Source organism: Paenirhizobium selenitireducens ATCC BAA-1503, from assembly GCF_000518785.1.
GTDB classification, from domain to species: Bacteria; Pseudomonadota; Alphaproteobacteria; order Rhizobiales; family Rhizobiaceae; genus Allorhizobium; species Allorhizobium selenitireducens.
On sequence record NZ_KI912495.1, the window covers coordinates 26,257 to 44,726 of the forward strand.

Here is an 18,470-nt window from a genome sequence, read left to right on the forward strand (position 1 = left end):
CCGTTGCCGTTTCCGTTGCCGTTGCCGTTCCCGTTCCCGTTTCCGTTGCCGTTGCCGTTCCCGTTGCCGTTCCCGGTTCCGTTCCCATTCCCGCTACCGTTCCCGGCCGAGGTGGACTGTCCGTTATCGCTGTTGCTGCCGGCCGTGGCGCTCTTGCCCTTGGTGCCGGTCGTCGGCTGGGAGACGCTGGGAACGGCCGGGCTGGTCACGGCCACGTTCACCACCGGTGCCTTGGGGCCTGGGCCGACCACGCTGAGGGATCCGGTCATGGTCGGAGACACCGCGACGGACTGGCCGGGGCGCACGTCGACCGCCTGGCCGCGGCGCGGATCGGTGACGCCGACGACCCCGCGCGCGACACCGAGATTGGCGCCCTGGTGGTCTACCCGCACGGTAAATCGGGTTCCCTTCACCACGGCAGCGAGGAACGGCGTCTGGACGGAAAGACTGCGTCCGTCGCGTTTTTCGAAGTCGACCAGAACCTCGCCGACCTGCTGGGCGATCTCGAATTTCTTGCCCACGCGGTCCTTGGCGAAGATTGCCGTCAGCGTGCCGGGCTGGACCGTGACCATGTCTTCGTCATGGACGAGCACGACGCGCCCACGCGGGCCGGTGCTGATCCAGGCGCCCGCGGGCACTTCCATGCCCTGGTCGAGACGCAGCCAGGTGTACTTGTCCAAGGTGTAGTTGACTGGCTGCTTGACCTTGGAAACGGTCCATCCTTCGGCCCATGCGCCGGCGGCTTGGAACAGTGTCAGGACGATCGCGGCAATGGCGATGGATACGCGGTACATGAGTGCCCCCCGGCGAGAAAATCAGCCGGAAGCGTAAAACATTCAAAATAACAAATGCCTAACGTCTAAATGACAGGTCCCGAAAGGATATGTGGGCCTGCCGGCAAAAAATGTTTCAAAAGGAAACACCCCGGCCATGGCTGACCGGGGCGGCACTGTTCCCGAATTGTGCCAACGGCGCTTAGAGCGTGCCCTGACGCTGCTGGATCATCATGTAGGTGTCGAAACCGTATTCGGCGACCTGGGCCCACAGATAGGCATCCTTCTTGAAGGCCTGCTGGCTGTCATAGAGCTTCTTGAAGTTCTCGTTCTTGGCGCTGAGATCGGCATAGGTCTCCAGCGCCGCCTTGTGGCAGACGTCGAGGATGTCCGAGCCGAAGGCGCGAAGCTCTGTGCCCTGTGCCACCAGCTGGCGAAGGGCCGCGGCATTCGAGGCGTCGTAGCGGGCCAGCATGCGGGCGTTCGCAGCCGCGCAGGCGTCGGTCAGGATGCGCTTGTAGTTGGCCGGCAGTTCGTTGAACGTGTCGGAATTGAAGAAGGCGTGGACGGCCGGGCCGCCTTCCCACCACGCCGGATAGTAGTAGTATTTGGCGACCTTGTGGAAGCCGAGCTTCAGGTCGTCATAGGGGCCGACGAATTCGGTGGCGTCGATCGTGCCCTTCTCGAGTGCCGGGTAGACGTCCGAGCCGGCGATCTGCTGCGGCGTGACGCCGACCTTGCTCATGACTTCGCCGGCGAGGCCGGCAATGCGCATCTTCAAGCCCTTGAGATCGTCGATCGTCTTGATTTCCTTGCGGTACCAGCCGCCCATCTGGGCGCCGGTATTGCCGGCGGGCAGCGCATAGAGCTTGTGGCCGGCGAGAAATTCGTTGAGCAGCTCGTTGCCGCCGCCGGCGGTGAACCAGGCATTGGTCATGCGGGCATTAAGGCCGAACGGAATGGCCGTGCCGAGCGCAAAGGCCGGATCCTTGCCAATGTAATAGTAGCAGCAGGTGTGCGCCATCTCGACGGTGCCGGCGGCGACCGCATCGGCGGCCTGCAGCGGCGGGATGATCTCGCCGGCGGCAAACGGGGTGATGGTGAAATTGCCGCTGGTGGCCTCGGACACGCTCTGGGCGATGTCGGTGGCGGCGCTGAAGATGATGTCGAGGCTCTTCGGGAAGGATGAGGTCAGGCGCCAGTTGAGCTTCGGATTTTCCTGGGCGATGGCAGGGGCGGCAAGCGTGACGGAGGCGGCAGCACCCAAGCCGGCGGCGCCGGCCTGCTGGAAGAATTTACGGCGGTTCATGGTCTTTAGCCTTGGTTGTTTCCTATAATCGTCCTCCCCCTCCGGAGGCGGGTCTAGCCATCATGACCCGTTCATGCAAGCCCGAAAGCAGTCTGAATTGCGCGCTGGGGCGGTGATGCTTGCGGAAAATTGCGTTGATCGAGCGCGAAGCTTGCAAAAACTGCGCAAGGCCTCTTTGCGGTGGGATGGCGCGAGGCCCGCTCAGGTCGATGGCTGGATGCGTCGGGCCGGGTCGTCGAGGGCCGGATTGTAAAACAGGGCGAGCACGAGGCTGCGGGCGATCCGTTCGGCCGTCGCCATGAACCAGCCGCGCGCTTCTTCCGTCGCTTCCATGTCGACGAGGGTTTGGTTGAACAGCGCCAGCCATTCGACGAAAAGGCCCTCGGTGACGCCGGCCACGCCGTGATGAGCCTGGACCGGCTTGCCGCCATAGGCGCCGTTCTTGAACGCGACCGAAGCCCAGAAGGCCTTCATCTTGGCGAGGTGCGCGGGCCAGCGGCCGGAAAGTCGGCCGTCGAAGACGGGGCCGAGGTTCGGATGGGCCTGGATCCGGCTGTAGAAGGTCTCGACCAGCCGGTCTATGAAGGCCGGATCGACGCCCATTGCGGCCATCTGCGCCTCGGCGCGGGCGGTGATTTCCGCCCGGTGCGCGGCGCGGCCGATCAGATCATCCTGCATCGCCATGTCCTTCCGTCATTCTTGGTCGTCTCCACGCTTGTCGCGTATCGTCGGGCGGGCGTCAAACGCGCGGGTCCGTGCCGATCGTCGCATCGGCGGCTTCCCTGCGTTTGTGCGCACTGCGGCATCGCTGCGGCTTGACCTGGAAAACACGACGCAATAAGTTTAGAACAATTATAAAGAACAGGATAGGCACCGATGCTCGCGCGCTTTTTTTCTTCGTCGAAACGACCGTTTTCCAGCCTGAGCGAACAGGAAATCCTGGCGCTGGCGATTTCCTCGGAAGAGGACGATGCGCGCATCTATCTCGCCTATGCCGACCAGCTGCGCGAACAGTATCCGCAGTCGGCCAAGGTGTTCGAGGACATGGCGGAGGTCGAGCACACCCATCGCAACCAGCTGATCGACATGCACCGCCTGCGCTTCGGCGAACGCATTCCGCTGATCCGCCGCGAGCATGTGAGCGACTTCTACCATCGCAAGCCCGACTGGCTGCGCGCCAACCAGAGCCTCGACCAGATCCGCGCCGAGGCGGAGACGATGGAGCAGGGTGCCTATCGCTTCTATATCGCCGCGGCGCAGCGCACGACGGACGCCCAGACGCGCAAGCTGCTCGGCGATCTGGCGCTGGCCGAGCAGGGCCATGAGGAAATCGCCTCCATGCTCGGCGAGCGCCACACGCCGGAAGACGTCAAGGCGGAAGAGGATGCGAGCGCCCACCGCCAGTTCGTGCTGACCTATGTGCAGCCGGGCCTTGCCGGGCTGATGGACGGATCGGTCTCGACGCTGGCGCCGATCTTCGCCGCCGCCTTCGCCACCGGCGATACCTGGCAGACCTTCCTCGTCGGCCTGTCCGCCTCGGTCGGCGCCGGCATTTCCATGGGCTTCACTGAAGCCGCCCACGACGACGGCAAGCTGTCCGGTCGCGGCTCGCCGATCAAGCGCGGCCTGGCCTCGGGCATCATGACGGCGCTCGGCGGTCTCGGCCATGCGCTGCCCTATCTGATCCCGCACTTCTGGACGGCGACCCTCACCGCCGCCGTGGTCGTCTTCATCGAACTCTGGGCGATCGCCTTCATCCAGAACAAGTACATGGAGACGCCTTTCCTGCGCGCCGCCATGCAGGTCGTGCTCGGCGGCTCGCTGGTCCTGGCGGCCGGCATCCTGATCGGCAACGGTTGATCCTTGTCATGACGCCGCAACACGAATAGCGTAGCGGCGTCATCATGAAACCATCCCCCGCCACCCTCGGCATGGGCGTTTCCATGACCGTCGGTTATGGCACGCTCTATTATTCCTTCTCCATACTGGCTCCCGAAATCGCCCGCGAATTCGGCTGGTCGCAGAGCTTTGTCTTCGCGGTTTTCTCGATCGGCCTGCTGGGCGGCGCCGTCTCCGCACCGATCATCGGGCGGCTGATCGACCGCTTCGGCGCACGCCCCGTGCTGACCTTCGGGTCGATCCTTGCCGCCGCCGCTCTCGCAGGCCTATCGATGGTGCAGAACGGCTGGCAGTTCGCCGCCGTCACTCTGGCGGCCGAATTCGTGTCGATCGCCGTGCAGTACGATGCGGGCTTTGCCGCGCTGGCCCAGCGTCACGGCCAGGAGGCCAGAAGCCAGATCACCCTGGTGACGCTGGTCGCGGGCTTTGCCTCGACGGTGTTCTGGCCGCTGATCCAGTGGCTCTTGACGATGATGACCTGGCGCGAGGTCTATCTCGTGCTCGCCGGTCTCAACCTGGCGCTCGCCCTTCCGGTGCACGCGCTCTGGCCGTCCTATCGACGCGAGGTCGCAGTCCCGCAAAAATCATCGGCCGAAGCCGGCGCTCCCGCCGTCGCCAGCCGCCGGCCGCATCTCGCGCTGATGGCCATCAGCCTTTCGGCCGGCGGTTTCGTTCTCTCGGCCATGGGCGCATCGCTCCTGGTGCTGCTCGGCGATGCCGGCTTCACGCCGGCGATCGCCACCCTGACCGGCAGCCTGATTGGTCCGTCGCAGGTCGCCGCCCGCGTCATCGAATATGCGCGCCGGGGCGTGCTGTCTCCACCTGTGACGGGGCTGATCGCCACGGGGGCGATCTTTCTGGCGCTGACCTTGCTGTTTGCCGCGGCCATTTTCCCGGCCGTCGCCATCGTGCTGGTCTTCGCCGTCTTCTTCGGCATCGGGCAGGGGCTGACCTCGATCATCCGCGGCGTCCTGCCGCTGCACTTTTTCGGCACGGCAGGCTACGGCCGCACCATGGGCACGTTGTCGGGTATCCGCATGGTCCTGTCGGCCGCCGCCCCGGTGACGATCATCTTCGTCAATGAGCGTCTGGGCGTCGAGGCCGCGATCGGCTGCCTGCTTCTGATGGGGGCTATCGGTCTTCTGGCGATGGTCGGACTTTCCCGCCTGCCGCCGCTGCGCTTAGACGCGGAACGCCGGGGCCAGCTGTCCTAAAACATCGGACGTTGTCTAGTCGAGCGCGCCGACCATGACGTCGGTGGTGCCGTTCTCGATCGTCACCCAGCGACCGGTATCGAAGCTCGCCTGGCGCTTGAGATAGGTATAGGGCGTCTCGGTCCACAGCTTGACGTCGTTGACGAGGTTGTCGAGGACGAAATCGCCCTGGGCACTGCGCAACGTCAGTACGGCATGGCCTTCGCCGTCGGGCTTGCGCACCACGGTGATCAGCAGGTCGGCGGGCGAAAAGCCCGCTTCCATCATCTTTTCGCGCTTCAGCAGGACAAAGTCCTCGCAGTCGCCCGCATCGACCGGATAGGCCCACACTTCCTCGCGGCCATAGGCATCGGCATCGGTGACCGGCGTGATGGCGGAATTGACGGTCAGGTTGATGTCGCGCACCACGTCCCAGCCATGCGGGGTCAGTCGCGGCAGGGCGCCAGACTTGCTCTTCACGCTGCATTCGTCGCGATGCAGGCGGCAAAATTCGTAATGACCGATCGGCTGTGACGTGACGCTGCCCGTCGTCATCGACAGCAGTGTCTTGGGTGCGGTGAAGCCGGTGCCGGCCGGCGCCGATACACCAAGCACCACAAGCAACGCAGCAAAAGCGCGCGATCGGTTCATCATGAACTCGTCCCTTTAATCCTTAACAAAACGTTAAGGTCCAAGCGGGTTTCGAGTCAATCGCGGTGGCGCCCGCGCGTTAGGGATTTGTCAACTATGGTTAAAATGCTACAGGCCCGGCGCGCCGTCCGTCGCGGCCATGGACAGGATCGCCGCCTTCATCCGCGCGATGTCCTCGGGGCGGGACAGCCGATGGTCGCCATCGCGCACCAGGGTGAGTACGACATCGTCGGCCGGCAGGAATTCCATGAGCTTGAGCGCATGGGCATAGGGTACGTCGGGATCGGCCATACCCTGCAGGATATGCACCGGGCAACCGGTTTGGATGATGCCGGTCAGCACGCGGTTGGCGCGGCCGTCCTCGATCAGGGCGCGGGTGAAGATGTTTGGCTCGGGGCTGTATTCCGATGGTTCCTCGAAATAGCCGCGCTCGGCCAGCGACGCCCGCTCGACGTCGGAAAGGTTCGGCTCGATCAGTTCGATGGTGAAGTCCGGCGCCGGTGCGATCAGCACCATGCCGACAACGCGGGGGCCTAAACCGCGACGCGCAAGCGCCTGCACGAGCCTGAGCGCGATCCAGCCGCCCATCGACGAGCCGACCAGCACGACGCTCTGCGGTGCGACATGGTCGAGAACGGCCAGCGCCTCCTCAAGCCAGCGCGTGATCGTGCCGGAGCGGAACGCGCCGCCGGAGGCGCCGTGGCCGGAATAGTCGAAACGGATCGCTGCCAGACCCTTTTCCGCCGCCAGCGCATCCATTTCGATCGCCTTGGTGCCGCTCATGTCGGACCGGTAGCCGCCGAGCCAGACGAGCGCCGGCCTTGACGGCTCGGACGCCGGACCGGCGGGGCGGAGAAGGAGCGCGATGTCGCGGGCGTCGCCGCCGTTGCCCACCGTAATTGTCTCGGCGCGCGGGGCGGAATGGATCGTGGTCATGCAGGGCTCCCTGGGCGTGAATGGCCCTGTAAAACAGATTCGCGAAGTGACGGACAGCAGGTGATTTTCGATCCGAAGCGTGTTATTGACTTGCCGAGCGGCAATAGCCAAATAGCTGAAACGCTAGAAGCCCGCGCTTGAAGCGCGTTGCCGCAAGGCTCAACAGTTCAGGAGAATACGACCATTCGCAGACCTTTCAAAGCCGATGCCCCTGTCAAGGAAGGGCCGCGCTCCAATCGGGAGATCCGGATTCCCCGGGTCCAGCTTATCAATGACGAAGGCCAGAACCTCGGCATCGTGCCGACGGACGAGGCGCTCAGGATGGCGGAAGAGGCGGGTCTCGATCTCGTCGAGATCTCGCCCAATGCCGAGCCGCCGGTTTGCAAGATCCTGGACCTCGGCAAGCTGAAATTCGCCAACCAGAAGAAGGCGGCCGAAGCGCGCAGGAAGCAGAAGATCGTCGAGGTCAAGGAAATCAAGATGCGTCCCAACATCGACACCCATGACTATGAGGTGAAGATGAAGGCGATGAACCGCTTCTTCGAAGAGGGTGACAAGGTCAAGGTGACGCTGAAGTTCCGCGGTCGTGAAATGGCCCACCAGGAACTCGGCATGAAGCTTCTGCAGCAGGTGAAGGAAGATACCGTCACCATCGCCAAGGTCGAGGCCGAGCCGAAGCTCGAAGGCCGGCAGATGATGATGGTGCTCGCGCCGAAGTGAGTCTGAAAAGACGCACCGCGAAACAAGCCGCCGCTAAGGCGGCTTTTTTCATGGGCCGTTGCTGACATTTCCCTGACAGCCCCGTTGGGCAAGCTGTCAGCCTCCCGGATGCATGATGCTCGTCATAGAGTTCATCACAGCAAACCGGAGGATAACATGATCAACCTTTTGCGCAGGCACCTGCTCGTCTCGACCACCGCCCTCTTCTCGCTCACCCTTGCGCCGGCGCTCGTTTCCGCGCTGTCGGCCCCCCTTGGCGCATCGATCGTCTCGGTCGCGCTCGCCGACGATGACAATGATGGCGGCAACGACGACGACGGCGGTGACGATGACAACGGCAGTGACGACGACAACGGCGGCAATGACGACAACGGCAATGACGACGGCGGTAATGACGACAGCGATAACGGCAATGACGACGATGACAACGGCACCGATGACAATGACAACGGTACCGACGACGACGACAACGGTACGGATGACGACTCGACGGATGATAACGGCGTCGATGACAATGGTACCGATGACGACTCCACCGGCGCGAATGCAGATGGCGAACGCACCAGCCTCGTGGTCAACGACGCCCAGCTGCGTGGGCTGAAGAACGGTTCGATGGTTGCAGTTGACCAGAAGGGTCGCCGCCTCGCCCTCGAAATGGAGCGGAACCGCAACCGGACCGAAGTCAAGATAAAGGCGCCGCGCAATTCGGTGACTGCCGTGACAATCGTCCCGGCCAACTGAGGTCCGTCGAAACGGATGCGGCGCAGCCGCCGGTGCCGCAGCCGTTTCACCCCGCCCGCAACCCGGGCGGGGTCTTCTCGTTGCAGTGGCGCATCGGCCCGACAGTCGCTAGTCTCAATGGTGATCGACCGGCGAAGAGAACGACGAAATCGTGAAAATGATGAACAGGCGAGATTTCCTGCTGTTGTTGCTGGCGGCGCTGCCCGGCGCCGGCGCAATGCTGCATGTCAATCCGGTGTTGGCGGACGACGATGACGGCGGCGACGATGGTGGAGACGACGGCGGCGACGATGGCGGCGATGACGGCGGCGACGATGGCGGCGATGACGGCGGCGACGACGATAGCGGAAATGACGATGATGGCGGCAATGACGATGATGGCAAGGACAGCGCCGACAAAGACGGCGACGCGGACGACCACGTCGAAGCGCGTGATGCCGTTCGTAACGGCCGCATCCTGCCGCTTCGCGAAATCCTGAACCGGGTGAAAGCCATGCGTGCCGGGCGTGTCCTGTCGGTCGATCTGACGCTGGGCGGCAGGACGCCGGTCTATATCCTCAAGGTCGAGAACAACACGGGAAGCGTGCGCACGCTTCGCCTCAATGCGGAGACGGGTCGCGCGCTCGGCCCGTTCGCATGGTGGTGACGACATGAGGTTGCTGCTTGCCGAAGATGATCGCGATATCGCGGAACACACGAAAGCCAAGCTCGAGGCGGAGGGCTATCTCGTCGACCATCTCGCCTCCGGCCCCGAGGTCTGGGAGGAGGGCGAGACCGGCGACTATGCCGCCATCATCCTCGATCTTGGCCTGCCGGGCATGGACGGCCTGTCGATCCTCAAGCGCTGGCGGGCAAGCGGCCTCGATACGCCGATCCTCGTCCTGACGGCGCGCGGTTCCTGGATGGAGCGGGTCGATGGCTTCGAGGCCGGCGCGGACGACTACCTGCCGAAGCCGTTTCGCAGCGAGGAACTGATCGCCCGTCTCAAGGCCTTGCTGCGCCGCTCCCGCAAGCGCCCGTCGCCGATCAAGTCGGCGGGGCGTTTCGTGGTCGACGACCAGACGCGGCGGGTCACCTATGACGGCCAGCCGCTGGAACTGACCGCGCTGGAATATCGCCTCGTGCAAATGCTTGTCAGCGAGCCGGGCCGCGTCTTCGATCCGATCGAGATCGCCCGACGCGTGCAGGGGCGGGACGACGACACGGCCAAGAACTCGGTCGAGGCTATGATCGCCCGGCTTCGGCGCAAGACCGATCCGGAAGCGATCGAGACGCGCCGGGGCTTCGGCTATGTGCTGCCGGATCAAGACGCATGATCCATTCGCTCCGGATCCGGGTCGTCCTCGGCGCCTTTGCCGCCATCGTCTTCATTCTTCTGGTGCTGGGTTATGGCCTGAGCCGTGTCTTTTCCGGCTATGTCGCCGAGCGCTACAGGGTGGAAATGGCGGGCATCGTCGATCAGCTCGCTGCGGGCCTGGAGCTGCGCGACGGCAAGGTGGTTCTCGAAAAGACGCCGACCGATCCCCGCTTCACGCTTCCCGGCAGTGGACGGTACTGGCAGGTGGTTCCCCAACCGGGCGAGGTGCTGCGCTCGCGGTCGCTGTGGGATATCGACCTGCCGGCCGATGCGCTGCTTCCGGCGGATTACGGGTTCCTGGCGGCGGAGGGGCCCGACGGTGCCGACCTTCTTGTCTATCAGCGTGCGATCTCTCTCGATGAGCCGCATGGCTCGCGGCGGTTTACGCTGTCGGCCGCCTTCGATCGTTTCGAGTTCGACGATGCGGTTGCCCAGTTTCACAGTGCCATGGCCCTGATGCTGACCCTCAGCGCCACAGTCCTAGTGGCCGCCGCGATCTTTCAGGTGGGCGTCGGGCTCGCGCCTCTCGTGCGCCTTCAGCAGCGGGTGGGGCTGGTGCGCTCCGGACAGGCGAATTCGGTCGACGATGTCGGCGTGTCGGAACTGCGGCCGCTCGTTTCCGAGCTCAACCTGCTGCTCCAGGAACGCGAGACGGCCGTCGAACGGGCGCGAGCCCGGGCCAGCGATCTAGCGCATGGCCTGAAGACGCCCTTGACCGTCCTTCTCCATCTCGCCGACCAGCTTCCGCCCGAAGAGAAGGAACTGGCGCGCCAGCAGGTGGATCTCATTCGCCAGCGCGCCGACCGCCAGCTGCAATCGGCACGGCTGGGCGTCGAGCAGATGAGCCTGACCGAACTCGGCTCGCTGGTCGGCAAGCTGGTCATGGTGCTGAGGCCGATCACCGAGCCGAGCGGTATCGAATGGTTGATCCGCGTTCCGGCCGGGCTTGCCGTGGACATGGACGCGGCGGATTTCGCAGAAGCGCTGGGCAACGTGCTCGACAACGCCACCCGGTTTGCCCGGGGCGAAATCCGCATCACGGCCACCGGCGAGGACAAGGCGGCGGTGGTGACCGTTGAGGACGACGGACCGGGCGTGGCGGACACGGACCTGGCCATCCTCCCGTCGCGGGGCGTGCATCTGGGGGATGACGACGGCGGTTCCGGTCTAGGGCTTTCCATCACGGCGGAAATCCTGTCGGCCTATGGCGGTGTGCTGGAGCTCGGCCGCTCCGAACTCGGCGGGCTGTCGGTCCGGCTGTCTGTGCCGCTTCGCGGGTAGCGGGTTCGCACCATCGGTGCCGTTCGAGATTCCCGATGTGACCCGTTGCGCTTTTATCCGTCAGCGGTTATAAGCGCGCGTCCGAACGGTCCGGCAGGGCATGCCGTGGCCGTTCTTTATGCTTGAAAACGGGCGTCGTCTGTCCGTTTCGATACAAGAACAATGGAGTAGCAAAATGCCCAAGATGAAGACGAAGTCCTCCGCCAAAAAGCGGTTCAAGATCACTGCCACCGGCAAGGTCCTCGCGGCCGCCGCCGGCAAGCGTCACGGCATGATCAAGCGGTCCAACAAGTTCATCCGCGATGCACGCGGCACGATGGTTCTTTCCGAAGCTGACGGCAAGAAGGTCATCAAGAACTACCTGCCGAACGGTCTCTGAGACCCTTTCGCTTTTTGGATCATTAAGGAGATCATGACATGGCACGCGTAAAACGTGGCGTAACTTCCCGCGCCAAGCACAACAAGGTATTCAAGGCAGCCAAGGGTTTCTACGGCCGCCGCAAGAACACGATCCGCGCAGCAAAGGCAGCTGTGGATCGTTCGAAGGCATTCGCCTACCGCGACCGCAAGGTCAACAAGCGCAACTTCCGCGCCCTGTGGATCCAGCGTATCAACGCTGCTGTGCGCGAACACGGCCTGACCTATGGCCGCTTCATCGACGGTCTGAACAAGGCCGGCATCGAAGTCGACCGCAAGGTTCTGTCCGACATGGCCATCCACGAACCGGCAGCCTTCGGCTCGCTGATCGCGGCTGCCAAGAAGGCACTGGCCTACCTCAAGGACGCCGGCACGGCGAACGAGTTTGAAAGCGCGGTCAAGTAAGCCAGCGCTTCCCAAGCTTTTGTAAAAAGAAATTGTTGGGAAACCCGCGCTGGCAGGGCTAGCGCGGGTTTTTCATTTTGTCGTCATGCCGGGGCGTTAGGGACCCGCGGTGGTATAAGGGGCAGGAAACGGACATGTCCGATCTCGACAGTTTGAAAACGGCGCTTCTCGCCGACATCGCCGCGGCGGACAATGAAGCCGATATCGAAGCGGTCCGCGTCGCCGCCCTCGGCAAGAAGGGTTCGGTTTCCGAACTCCTGAAGACGCTGGGCTCGATGACGCCGGAAGAGCGCCAGACGCGCGGTGCGGCGATCAACGCGCTGAAGAACGAAATCACCGAAAAGATCACTGCCCGCAAGGCCGAGCTGAAGGACGCCGCCATCACCGCGCGGCTGAAGGCCGAGACCGTCGACGTCTCGCTGCCCGTCCGCTCCTCGCCGGCCGAGCGCGGCCGCATCCATCCGATCAGCCAGATCGTCGACGAGATCACCGCGATCTTCGCCGACATGGGCTTCTCGATCGCCGAAGGCCCGGATATCGAGACCGACTACTACAATTTCACCGCGCTCAACTTCCCCGAAGGCCATCCGGCCCGCGAGATGCACGACACCTTCTTCCTGGAGCCGGACGACAACGGCGACCGCAAGGTTCTGCGCACCCATACCTCGCCGGTGCAGGTGCGCACCATGGAAGCGCAGAAGCCGCCGATCCGCATCGTCATTCCCGGCAAGACCTACCGCCAGGACAGTGACGCCACGCACTCGCCGATGTTCCATCAGGTCGAAGGCCTGGTCATCGACAAGACCGCCAATGTCGGCCATCTGCGCTGGATCCTGGAAGAGTTCTGCAAGGCCTTCTTCGAGGTCGACAATGTCGTGATGCGCTTCCGCCCATCCTTCTTCCCGTTCACGGAGCCGTCCTTCGAGGTCGACATCCAGTGCGACCGCTCGTCCGGCCCGATCGTCAAGTTCGGCGAGGGTACCGACTGGATGGAAATCCTCGGCTGCGGCATGGTCCATCCGAACGTGCTGCGCGCCGGCGGTCTCGATCCCGACGAATACCAGGGCTTTGCCTGGGGCATGGGGCTCGACCGCATCGCCATGCTGAAATACGGCATGCCGGACCTGCGCGACTTCTTCAACGCCGACGTGCGCTGGATGAGCCATTACGGTTTCCGTCCGCTCGACATGCCGACCCTGTTCGGCGGCCTGAGCGCGTAAGGAGGATAGACCCATGAAATTCACACTCTCCTGGCTGAAGGATCACCTGGAAACCGACGCCACACTCGAGGAAATCTGCGAGCGCCTGACGGCGATCGGTCTCGAGGTCGAGGACGTCGATGACAAGGCGGCCTACAAGCCCTTCGTCATTGCGAAGATCCTTACCGCTGAAAAGCATCCCGAAGCCGACCGGCTGAAGGTCCTGACGGTCGATGCCGGCGACGGTGCAGCGCCGGTGCAGATCGTCTGCGGCGCACCGAATGCGCGTGCCGGCCTGGTCGGTGCGCTGGCCCGTCCCGGCACCTATGTGCCCGGCATCGACGTGACGCTCGCCGTCGGCAAGATCCGCGGCGTGGAAAGCCACGGCATGATGTGCTCCGAAAAGGAGCTCAACATGTCGGACAATCACGACGGCATCATCGACCTGCCCGCCGATGCGCCGGTCGGCACGAGCTTCGCGTCCTATGCCGGCCTCGACGATCCGGTCATCGAGATCAACCTGACGCCGAACCGCCCGGACTGCACGAGCGTCTTCGGCATTGCCCGCGATCTCGCCGCCTCCGGCCTGGGCAGGCTCAAGACCGCGAAGGCGCCCGAGTTCAAGACCGACGGCGAAACGCCGATCGAAGTGAAGATCGTGCTCGACGACGAGAAGCTCTGCCCGGGCTTTGCCTATCGCCTGGTGCGCGGCGTGAAGAACGGTCCGAGCCCGCGCTGGATGCAGCAGCGGCTGCTGGCGATCGGCCTTCGTCCGATCTCGGCGCTGGTCGACGTCACCAACTACATGACCATCGACCAGGGCCGGCCGATGCACGTCTTCGACGCCGACAAGGTCAAGGGCGCGCTCGTGGTTCGCCGCGCCCGCGAGGGCGAGGAAATCCTGGCGCTCGACACCCGCACCTACAAGCTCAACCCGGCCAACGTCATCATCGTCGACGACAATGGTCCGGAATCGATCGGCGGCATCATGGGTGGCGAACACTCCGGCTGCGACGAGAATACCGTCAACGTGCTGATCGAATCCGCGCTGTGGGATCCGATCAACATCGCCAAGACCGGCCGCAGCCACGGCATCATCACCGATGCGCGCTATCGCTTCGAGCGCGGCGTCGACCCGGAATACATGATGCCCGGTCTCGAGCGCACCACCGAACTGGTTCTTTCCATGTGCGGCGGCACCGCGGCCAAGGCCAAGGTCGTCGGCTACAAGGGTTTCGACCGCAAGATCGTCGATTTCCCCTTCTCGGAAGTGAAGCGGCTGACCGGGCTTACCGTCTCCAACGACGAATCGCGCCAGATCCTGACCGGCCTCGGCTTCGAGGTGTCCGGCGAAGGCGAGACGGTTTCCGTCGCGGTGCCGTCCTGGCGCCCGGATGTCGACGGCAAGGCGGATCTGGTCGAAGAGGTCATGCGCGTGTTTGGCGTCGACAAGATCAAGCCCGAGCCGCTGGCGCCGACCGGTTCGGTCAACGCCAAGATCCTCACACCCCTGCAGATCCGTACCCGTACCGCCAAGCGGGCGCTGGCCTCGCGCGGCATGCTGGAGGCCGTCACCTGGTCCTTCATCCCGGAAGCGCACGCCAAGCTTTTCGGCGGCGGAAGCCGTGCGCTGAAGCTTGCCAACCCGATCGCCGCCGATATGTCGGACATGCGCCCCTCGCTGCTGCCGGGCCTTTTGACCGCTGCCCAGCGCAACGCCGACCGCGGCTTCGGCGACGTGGCGATCTTCGAGGTCTCGGGCACCTATGAGAGCGACAAGCCGGAAGGCCAGCGTCGCGTGGCCGGCGGCATCCGCCGCGGCACGGCCTCGCTTGCCGGCGCCGGCCGCATGTGGTCGAACGCGGCCAAGGGCGGCGGCAAGCCGGTCGACGTCTATGACGCCAAGGCCGATGCGCTCGCCGTGCTTGAGGCCTGCGGCCTGCCGATGTCGAACGTCCAGGTCGAGCAGGGCGGTCCGGCCTGGTATCATCCGGGTCGTTCCGGCACGATCAAGATGGGTCCGAAGGTGGTGATCGGCCATTTCGGCGAATTCAATCCGAAGACGCTCGAAGCGCTCGACGTGTCCGGTGCGCTGTGCGGCTTCGAGGTTTATCTCGACGTCGTGCCGGAACCGAAGCGGAAGGCGACCCGCACCAAGCCCGCGCTCGATCTCTCGCCCTTCCAGATGGTGAAGCGCGACTTCGCCTTCGTGGTGGAGAAGTCGGTCGAGGCAGGCGCGATCATCAAGGCGGCGGCCAGCGCCGACCGCAAGCTGATCACCGGCGTCAACGTCTTCGACATCTTCGAGGGGGCAAGCCTCGGCGAGGGCCGGAAGTCGGTGGCGATCGAAGTGCTGATCCAGCCGGCCGACAAGACGCTGACCGACGAGGATTTCGACGCGCTGACCAAGAAGATCGTCGGCAATGTCGAAAAGACCACCGGCGGCAGCCTGCGCGCCTGAGGGCGAAAGACCATTGATCAAGATAAAAGGCCCGCTCTGCGGGCCTTTTGCGTTTCGGGATCGCTGGAGCCGCGCCGGTCGTCAGGCGGTCGCGGGCGTGCGGCGGGGCGCCGGCTTGGTGAAGATCACCACATTGCCGAGCAGCGTGAGGAAGAGGCCGAACAAACCCGCTGCCGTCCAGTGGTAGCCTTCGTAGATCGTCGACAGCGAAAGCGCGACGACGGGAAAGAGCACCGTCGTATAGGCGGCCTTGGAGGAGCCGAGGCGCGAGACCAGCATGAGATAGGTGGTGAACCCGACCACCGAGCCGATGGCGGCGAGATAAAGCAGGGCCACCAGATATCTTGTGTCCGGTGGCGCGACGACGGGCGTGCCGGTCACCGCGATCAGGGAGAGCAGGATGACGGCCCCATAGGCCATGCCCCAGGCGTTGGCGATCACCGGCGGGATCCCGACGGCGCTGTTGCGGCGCGAAGCCATGTTGCCGAGCGAGAAGAACAGGGTTCCGAGCACCGAGAGGCCGATGCCCTTCCACGTGTCGGCGTCAAAGTCGAGCACGATGTCGGGACCGAACAGCAGGACGAGGCCGGTGGCACCGAGAACGGCGGCGACCAGCGTGCGGCCGGTGATGGGATCGCCGAAGAACAGCCGCGCGTTGACCGCGTTGTAGATCGTGGCCAGGGAAAAGATCACGGAGATCAGGCCGGACGGAACGAAGCCGGCCGCGGTGTAAAAGCACAGGAAGTTGCAGCAGAACAGGCAGAGCGCCTGCGCCAGGACGAAGGGCTGGTGCTTCAGCGCCGGTATCGTCAGCCTGCCCGTGGCCGCCAGCACCAGCAGGAACAGCACGGCCGCCGCGGCGAAGCGATAGAACACCGAGACCAGCACGGGCACCGGACCGACCTGCATGGCGATGGCGATCCAGGTCGTACCCCAGATGAGGACGGTCGAGGCGAAAAGCAGAATATTGGTCATGGGCCCTCTCGGATTGAGCCCGAGGTCTAGACCGCCTGATCGTCTGGCTCTTGCATATTCTTGCGGTGAAATGCCGATGAACGGCGCCCTCAGCGTTATTCGGCAGTGGCCTGCGGCGAAGTCTGCGATAGAATGGCGGCCTGTTTCGAGGTTATGCCATGTCGTCCCAGCACAGGTCCGTCTTCAGCTTCCTCTCGGCATCGCCGAGCGCGGAGATGATGGGCGCGCTCGATCTCGGCCTGGGGCGATCGGCGGCGATCTGGCGCAATGCCAACGACCGCATGACCTATGAACGCACGGCGGATCACACGTTCAGCCTCTATCTCGAAGGCGGGGTCGGCACGCGTAGGCTCGACGGTGGCCCCCGCCATGGCTGGCCGGGCGCCTTCTGCCTCATGCCGCAGGGCACCTCGTCGGAATGGGAGATTACCGACCTCTTCGAGTTCGTCCACTTCTATGTCCCCGATCATGAACTCCGGCGCGTCTTTGCCGAGACCTTCGACCAGGATGCCCGGCTGATGGTTCTGCCCGAGGCGACCTTCGATCATGCGCCGGCGCTGGCCGAGGCGCTGCGCCGGCTCGCCTTGGCGACGCGGTCGCAACAGCCGCTGCTGGCCGAGGAGGCGATCAACACCGCCTTCGTCACTCTGCTTGGCGATCCGCGCTATGGCGGCGCCCGCTCGCGCGCCATCCGGGGCGGTCTCTCGCCGGCCGTCCGGCGGCGCCTCCTCGACTATATCGAAGCTCATCTCGACAGCCAGGTCACGCTGAGCGACCTGGCGTCGATCGCCGGTCTGAGCGAGTTTCACCTGCAGCGCATGTTCACTGCCAGCTGCGGCATCTCTCCCCATGGTTGGGTGCTGCGCCGGCGTCTTGCCCGCGCCAAGTCCCTCCTGGCAGGATGCGATCCGATCGCGCAGATCGCATCCGCCTGCGGCTTCAGCAGCCAGAGCCACATGACGCGGGTCTTCAAGGCTATGACGGGCACGACGCCGTCCTCCTACCGGCACGGCGTCGCGGTTGCTGCCTGAACGGTGGGCTACTTGTTCGCCATCTTCGCCATGCGTTCCGGATAGCGCGCACCCGCCACCTTCTGCGGCGAGAGCATGTCGCCGAGGGTCTTTACCTCTTGCGTCGAAAGCACGATGTCGGCGGCCGCGACGTTCTTTTCGAGATTGGCGATCTTGGTCGTGCCGGGGATCGGCACGATGAAATCGCCCTGGGCCAGAACCCAGGCAAGCGCCAGCTGGCCCGGCGTCACGCCCTTCTCCGCCGCCATCCGTTCCAGCGCCGAGATGAGCGCCAGATTGGTGTCGAAATTCTCCTGCGAAAAACGCGGCAAGGACCGGCGAAAGTCGTTCTCCGCCATGCCGTCGAGGGTCTTCAGCGCACCGGTCAGCACGCCGCGGCCGAGCGGCGAAAAGGGCACGAAGCCGATGCCGAGCTCGCGGCAGGTGTCGAGCACGCCGTTTTCTTCCGGATCGCGGGTCCATAGCGAATATTCGCTCTGGATGGCGGCGATGGGGTGCACGGCATGGGCACGCCGCAGCGTCGCGGCACTTGCCTCGGACAGACCGATCGCGCGCACCTTGCCCTGGCGCACAAGGTCGGCCATGGCGCCGACCGTGTCCTCGATCGGCACGTCCGGGTCGACGCGGTGCTGGTAGAACAGGTCGATGACCTCGACGCCGAGCCGCTTCAGCGAGGCCTCGGCGACTTCGCGCACATGTTCCGGGCGGGAATCCGTGCCGCCGGCGCTCGCGTCATTGGGATTTTCCGTGTTGATGCGAAAGCCGAACTTGGTGGCGATCTTCACCCGGTCGCGATAGGGCTTCAGGCCCTTGCCGACGAGGATCTCGTTGGTGAACGGCCCGTAGATCTCGGCGGTGTCGAACAGGGTGACGCCGAGCTCGACGGCACGGGCAAGCGTTGCCAGCGATCCCGCCTCGTCGCCTGTCTGGGTGTAGCCATGGCTCATGCCCATGCAGCCAAGGCCGAGCGAGGAAACGGTGAGGGGGCCAAGTGTGCGTGTCTTCATGAAATCGTACCTCTGATGTTCGATCACCGTCCGTCAGTATAGACGGAGGTGACGGGGGCAAGATAGCGCGGCATCAGTCTGCCGATAATGCATGCAATCTGTCGCAGCTTGTTCT

The 18,470-nt window shown here is 64.3% G+C and carries 19 protein-coding genes; 12 read left to right on the forward strand and 7 right to left on the reverse strand.

Annotated elements, in window-relative coordinates; all coding sequences use genetic code 11:
* The 3 genes from L867_RS27600 to L867_RS0121075 all read right to left on the reverse strand — a co-directional run.
* Window positions 1-794 (reverse strand): FecR domain-containing protein (locus tag L867_RS27600; RefSeq protein ID WP_037174274.1); only part of this gene is annotated, 794 nt, incomplete at its 3' end.
* A 181-nt stretch (window positions 795-975) separates the two neighbouring features.
* The gene (locus L867_RS0121070) at window positions 976-2,082 is read right to left on the reverse strand and encodes a TRAP transporter substrate-binding protein (protein ID WP_028738660.1); all 1,107 of its coding nucleotides are present in this window, start codon (window positions 2,080-2,082) and stop codon (window positions 976-978) included.
* 201 nt (window positions 2,083-2,283) lie between these two features.
* Window positions 2,284-2,760: a group III truncated hemoglobin gene (locus tag L867_RS0121075; RefSeq protein WP_028738661.1), complete on the reverse strand. Its 477-nt coding sequence runs from the start codon at window positions 2,758-2,760 to the stop codon at window positions 2,284-2,286.
* A 198-nt stretch (window positions 2,761-2,958) separates the two neighbouring features.
* Here L867_RS0121075 and mbfA point away from each other — a divergent pair, with 198 nt between their 5' ends.
* Window positions 2,959-3,942, forward strand: a complete 984-nt coding sequence (mbfA, locus tag L867_RS0121080) for an iron exporter MbfA (RefSeq protein ID WP_028738662.1) — start codon at window positions 2,959-2,961, stop codon at window positions 3,940-3,942.
* A gap of 44 nt (window positions 3,943-3,986) precedes the next feature.
* The gene (locus L867_RS0121085) at window positions 3,987-5,195 is read left to right on the forward strand and encodes an MFS transporter (protein WP_028738663.1); all 1,209 of its coding nucleotides are present in this window, start codon (window positions 3,987-3,989) and stop codon (window positions 5,193-5,195) included.
* Window positions 5,196-5,210: 15 nt separating this feature from the next.
* Here the strand turns inward: L867_RS0121085 and L867_RS0121090 are convergent, their stop codons facing one another.
* The gene (locus tag L867_RS0121090; protein WP_169734110.1) at window positions 5,211-5,828 is read right to left on the reverse strand and encodes a transglutaminase-like cysteine peptidase; all 618 of its coding nucleotides are present in this window, start codon (window positions 5,826-5,828) and stop codon (window positions 5,211-5,213) included.
* A 105-nt stretch (window positions 5,829-5,933) separates the two neighbouring features.
* A complete protein-coding gene (locus L867_RS0121095) occupies window positions 5,934-6,761 on the reverse strand; it encodes an alpha/beta hydrolase (protein ID WP_028738665.1) in 828 nt (275 codons plus the stop codon).
* A gap of 183 nt (window positions 6,762-6,944) precedes the next feature.
* On the opposite strand from L867_RS0121095, the gene infC reads away from it, so the two are divergent.
* The 9 genes from infC to pheT all read left to right on the forward strand — a co-directional run bounded on the left by infC (window position 6,945) and on the right by pheT (window position 15,342).
* Window positions 6,945-7,481: a translation initiation factor IF-3 gene (infC, locus tag L867_RS0121100; protein WP_084638707.1), complete on the forward strand. Its 537-nt coding sequence runs from the start codon at window positions 6,945-6,947 to the stop codon at window positions 7,479-7,481.
* A gap of 156 nt (window positions 7,482-7,637) precedes the next feature.
* Window positions 7,638-8,222, forward strand: coding sequence for a hypothetical protein (locus tag L867_RS0121105; RefSeq protein ID WP_028738667.1), 585 nt, complete (start codon window positions 7,638-7,640; stop codon window positions 8,220-8,222).
* Window positions 8,223-8,379: 157 nt separating this feature from the next.
* Entirely contained in the window at window positions 8,380-8,868 is a 489-nt protein-coding gene (locus tag L867_RS27780) for a PepSY domain-containing protein (RefSeq protein ID WP_051439150.1), read from the forward strand.
* 4 nt (window positions 8,869-8,872) lie between these two features.
* Complete coding sequence (locus tag L867_RS0121115; RefSeq protein ID WP_028738668.1) at window positions 8,873-9,538, forward strand: response regulator transcription factor; 666 nt, start codon at window positions 8,873-8,875, stop codon at window positions 9,536-9,538.
* The gene (locus L867_RS0121120; protein WP_028738669.1) at window positions 9,535-10,860 is read left to right on the forward strand and encodes a sensor histidine kinase; all 1,326 of its coding nucleotides are present in this window, start codon (window positions 9,535-9,537) and stop codon (window positions 10,858-10,860) included. The genes L867_RS0121115 and L867_RS0121120 overlap by 4 nt, the downstream gene beginning before the upstream one ends.
* 175 nt (window positions 10,861-11,035) lie before the next feature.
* Entirely contained in the window at window positions 11,036-11,239 is a 204-nt protein-coding gene (gene rpmI, locus L867_RS0121125) for a 50S ribosomal protein L35 (protein ID WP_028738670.1), read from the forward strand.
* Between the two features lie 38 nt (window positions 11,240-11,277).
* Window positions 11,278-11,682 (forward strand): 50S ribosomal protein L20, encoded by a 405-nt coding sequence (gene rplT, locus L867_RS0121130; RefSeq protein ID WP_028738671.1) that lies wholly within the window; start codon window positions 11,278-11,280, stop codon window positions 11,680-11,682.
* Between the two features lie 134 nt (window positions 11,683-11,816).
* A complete protein-coding gene (gene pheS / locus L867_RS0121135; protein WP_028738672.1) occupies window positions 11,817-12,902 on the forward strand; it encodes a phenylalanine--tRNA ligase subunit alpha in 1,086 nt (361 codons plus the stop codon).
* A gap of 13 nt (window positions 12,903-12,915) precedes the next feature.
* Window positions 12,916-15,342, forward strand: a complete 2,427-nt coding sequence (gene pheT, locus L867_RS0121140; protein WP_028738673.1) for a phenylalanine--tRNA ligase subunit beta — start codon at window positions 12,916-12,918, stop codon at window positions 15,340-15,342.
* An 81-nt stretch (window positions 15,343-15,423) separates the two neighbouring features.
* Here the strand turns inward: pheT and L867_RS0121145 are convergent, their stop codons facing one another.
* Complete coding sequence (locus tag L867_RS0121145) at window positions 15,424-16,317, reverse strand: DMT family transporter (protein ID WP_028738674.1); 894 nt, start codon at window positions 16,315-16,317, stop codon at window positions 15,424-15,426.
* Between the two features lie 281 nt (window positions 16,318-16,598).
* Here L867_RS0121145 and L867_RS0121150 point away from each other — a divergent pair, with 281 nt between their 5' ends.
* Complete coding sequence (locus L867_RS0121150) at window positions 16,599-17,348, forward strand: helix-turn-helix domain-containing protein (RefSeq protein ID WP_028738675.1); 750 nt, start codon at window positions 16,599-16,601, stop codon at window positions 17,346-17,348.
* Window positions 17,349-17,356: 8 nt separating this feature from the next.
* Here L867_RS0121150 and L867_RS0121155 read toward each other — a convergent pair whose 3' ends face one another.
* Complete coding sequence (locus L867_RS0121155; protein ID WP_028738676.1) at window positions 17,357-18,355, reverse strand: aldo/keto reductase; 999 nt, start codon at window positions 18,353-18,355, stop codon at window positions 17,357-17,359.
* Window positions 18,356-18,470 lie beyond the last annotated feature (115 nt).

Excerpts from the sequence above, each read along its gene's own strand:
- L867_RS0121070 (WP_028738660.1), bottom strand. The coding sequence starts at position 2,082 with ATGAACCGCCGTAAATTCTTCCAGCAGGCCGGCGCCGCCGGCTTGGGT.
- L867_RS0121075 (WP_028738661.1), bottom strand. The coding sequence starts at position 2,760 with ATGCAGGATGATCTGATCGGCCGCGCCGCGCACCGGGCGGAAATCACC.
- mbfA (WP_028738662.1), top strand. The coding sequence starts at position 2,959 with ATGCTCGCGCGCTTTTTTTCTTCGTCGAAACGACCGTTTTCCAGCCTG.
- L867_RS0121085 (WP_028738663.1), top strand. The coding sequence starts at position 3,987 with ATGAAACCATCCCCCGCCACCCTCGGCATGGGCGTTTCCATGACCGTC.
- L867_RS0121090 (WP_169734110.1), bottom strand. The coding sequence starts at position 5,828 with ATGATGAACCGATCGCGCGCTTTTGCTGCGTTGCTTGTGGTGCTTGGT.
- L867_RS0121095 (WP_028738665.1), bottom strand. The coding sequence starts at position 6,761 with ATGACCACGATCCATTCCGCCCCGCGCGCCGAGACAATTACGGTGGGC.
- L867_RS0121105 (WP_028738667.1), top strand. The coding sequence starts at position 7,638 with ATGATCAACCTTTTGCGCAGGCACCTGCTCGTCTCGACCACCGCCCTC.
- L867_RS27780 (WP_051439150.1), top strand. The coding sequence starts at position 8,380 with ATGATGAACAGGCGAGATTTCCTGCTGTTGTTGCTGGCGGCGCTGCCC.
- L867_RS0121115 (WP_028738668.1), top strand. The coding sequence starts at position 8,873 with ATGAGGTTGCTGCTTGCCGAAGATGATCGCGATATCGCGGAACACACG.
- L867_RS0121120 (WP_028738669.1), top strand. The coding sequence starts at position 9,535 with ATGATCCATTCGCTCCGGATCCGGGTCGTCCTCGGCGCCTTTGCCGCC.
- rpmI (WP_028738670.1), top strand. The coding sequence starts at position 11,036 with ATGCCCAAGATGAAGACGAAGTCCTCCGCCAAAAAGCGGTTCAAGATC.
- rplT (WP_028738671.1), top strand. The coding sequence starts at position 11,278 with ATGGCACGCGTAAAACGTGGCGTAACTTCCCGCGCCAAGCACAACAAG.
- pheS (WP_028738672.1), top strand. The coding sequence starts at position 11,817 with ATGTCCGATCTCGACAGTTTGAAAACGGCGCTTCTCGCCGACATCGCC.
- pheT (WP_028738673.1), top strand. The coding sequence starts at position 12,916 with ATGAAATTCACACTCTCCTGGCTGAAGGATCACCTGGAAACCGACGCC.
- L867_RS0121145 (WP_028738674.1), bottom strand. The coding sequence starts at position 16,317 with ATGACCAATATTCTGCTTTTCGCCTCGACCGTCCTCATCTGGGGTACG.
- L867_RS0121150 (WP_028738675.1), top strand. The coding sequence starts at position 16,599 with ATGACCTATGAACGCACGGCGGATCACACGTTCAGCCTCTATCTCGAA.
- L867_RS0121155 (WP_028738676.1), bottom strand. The coding sequence starts at position 18,355 with ATGAAGACACGCACACTTGGCCCCCTCACCGTTTCCTCGCTCGGCCTT.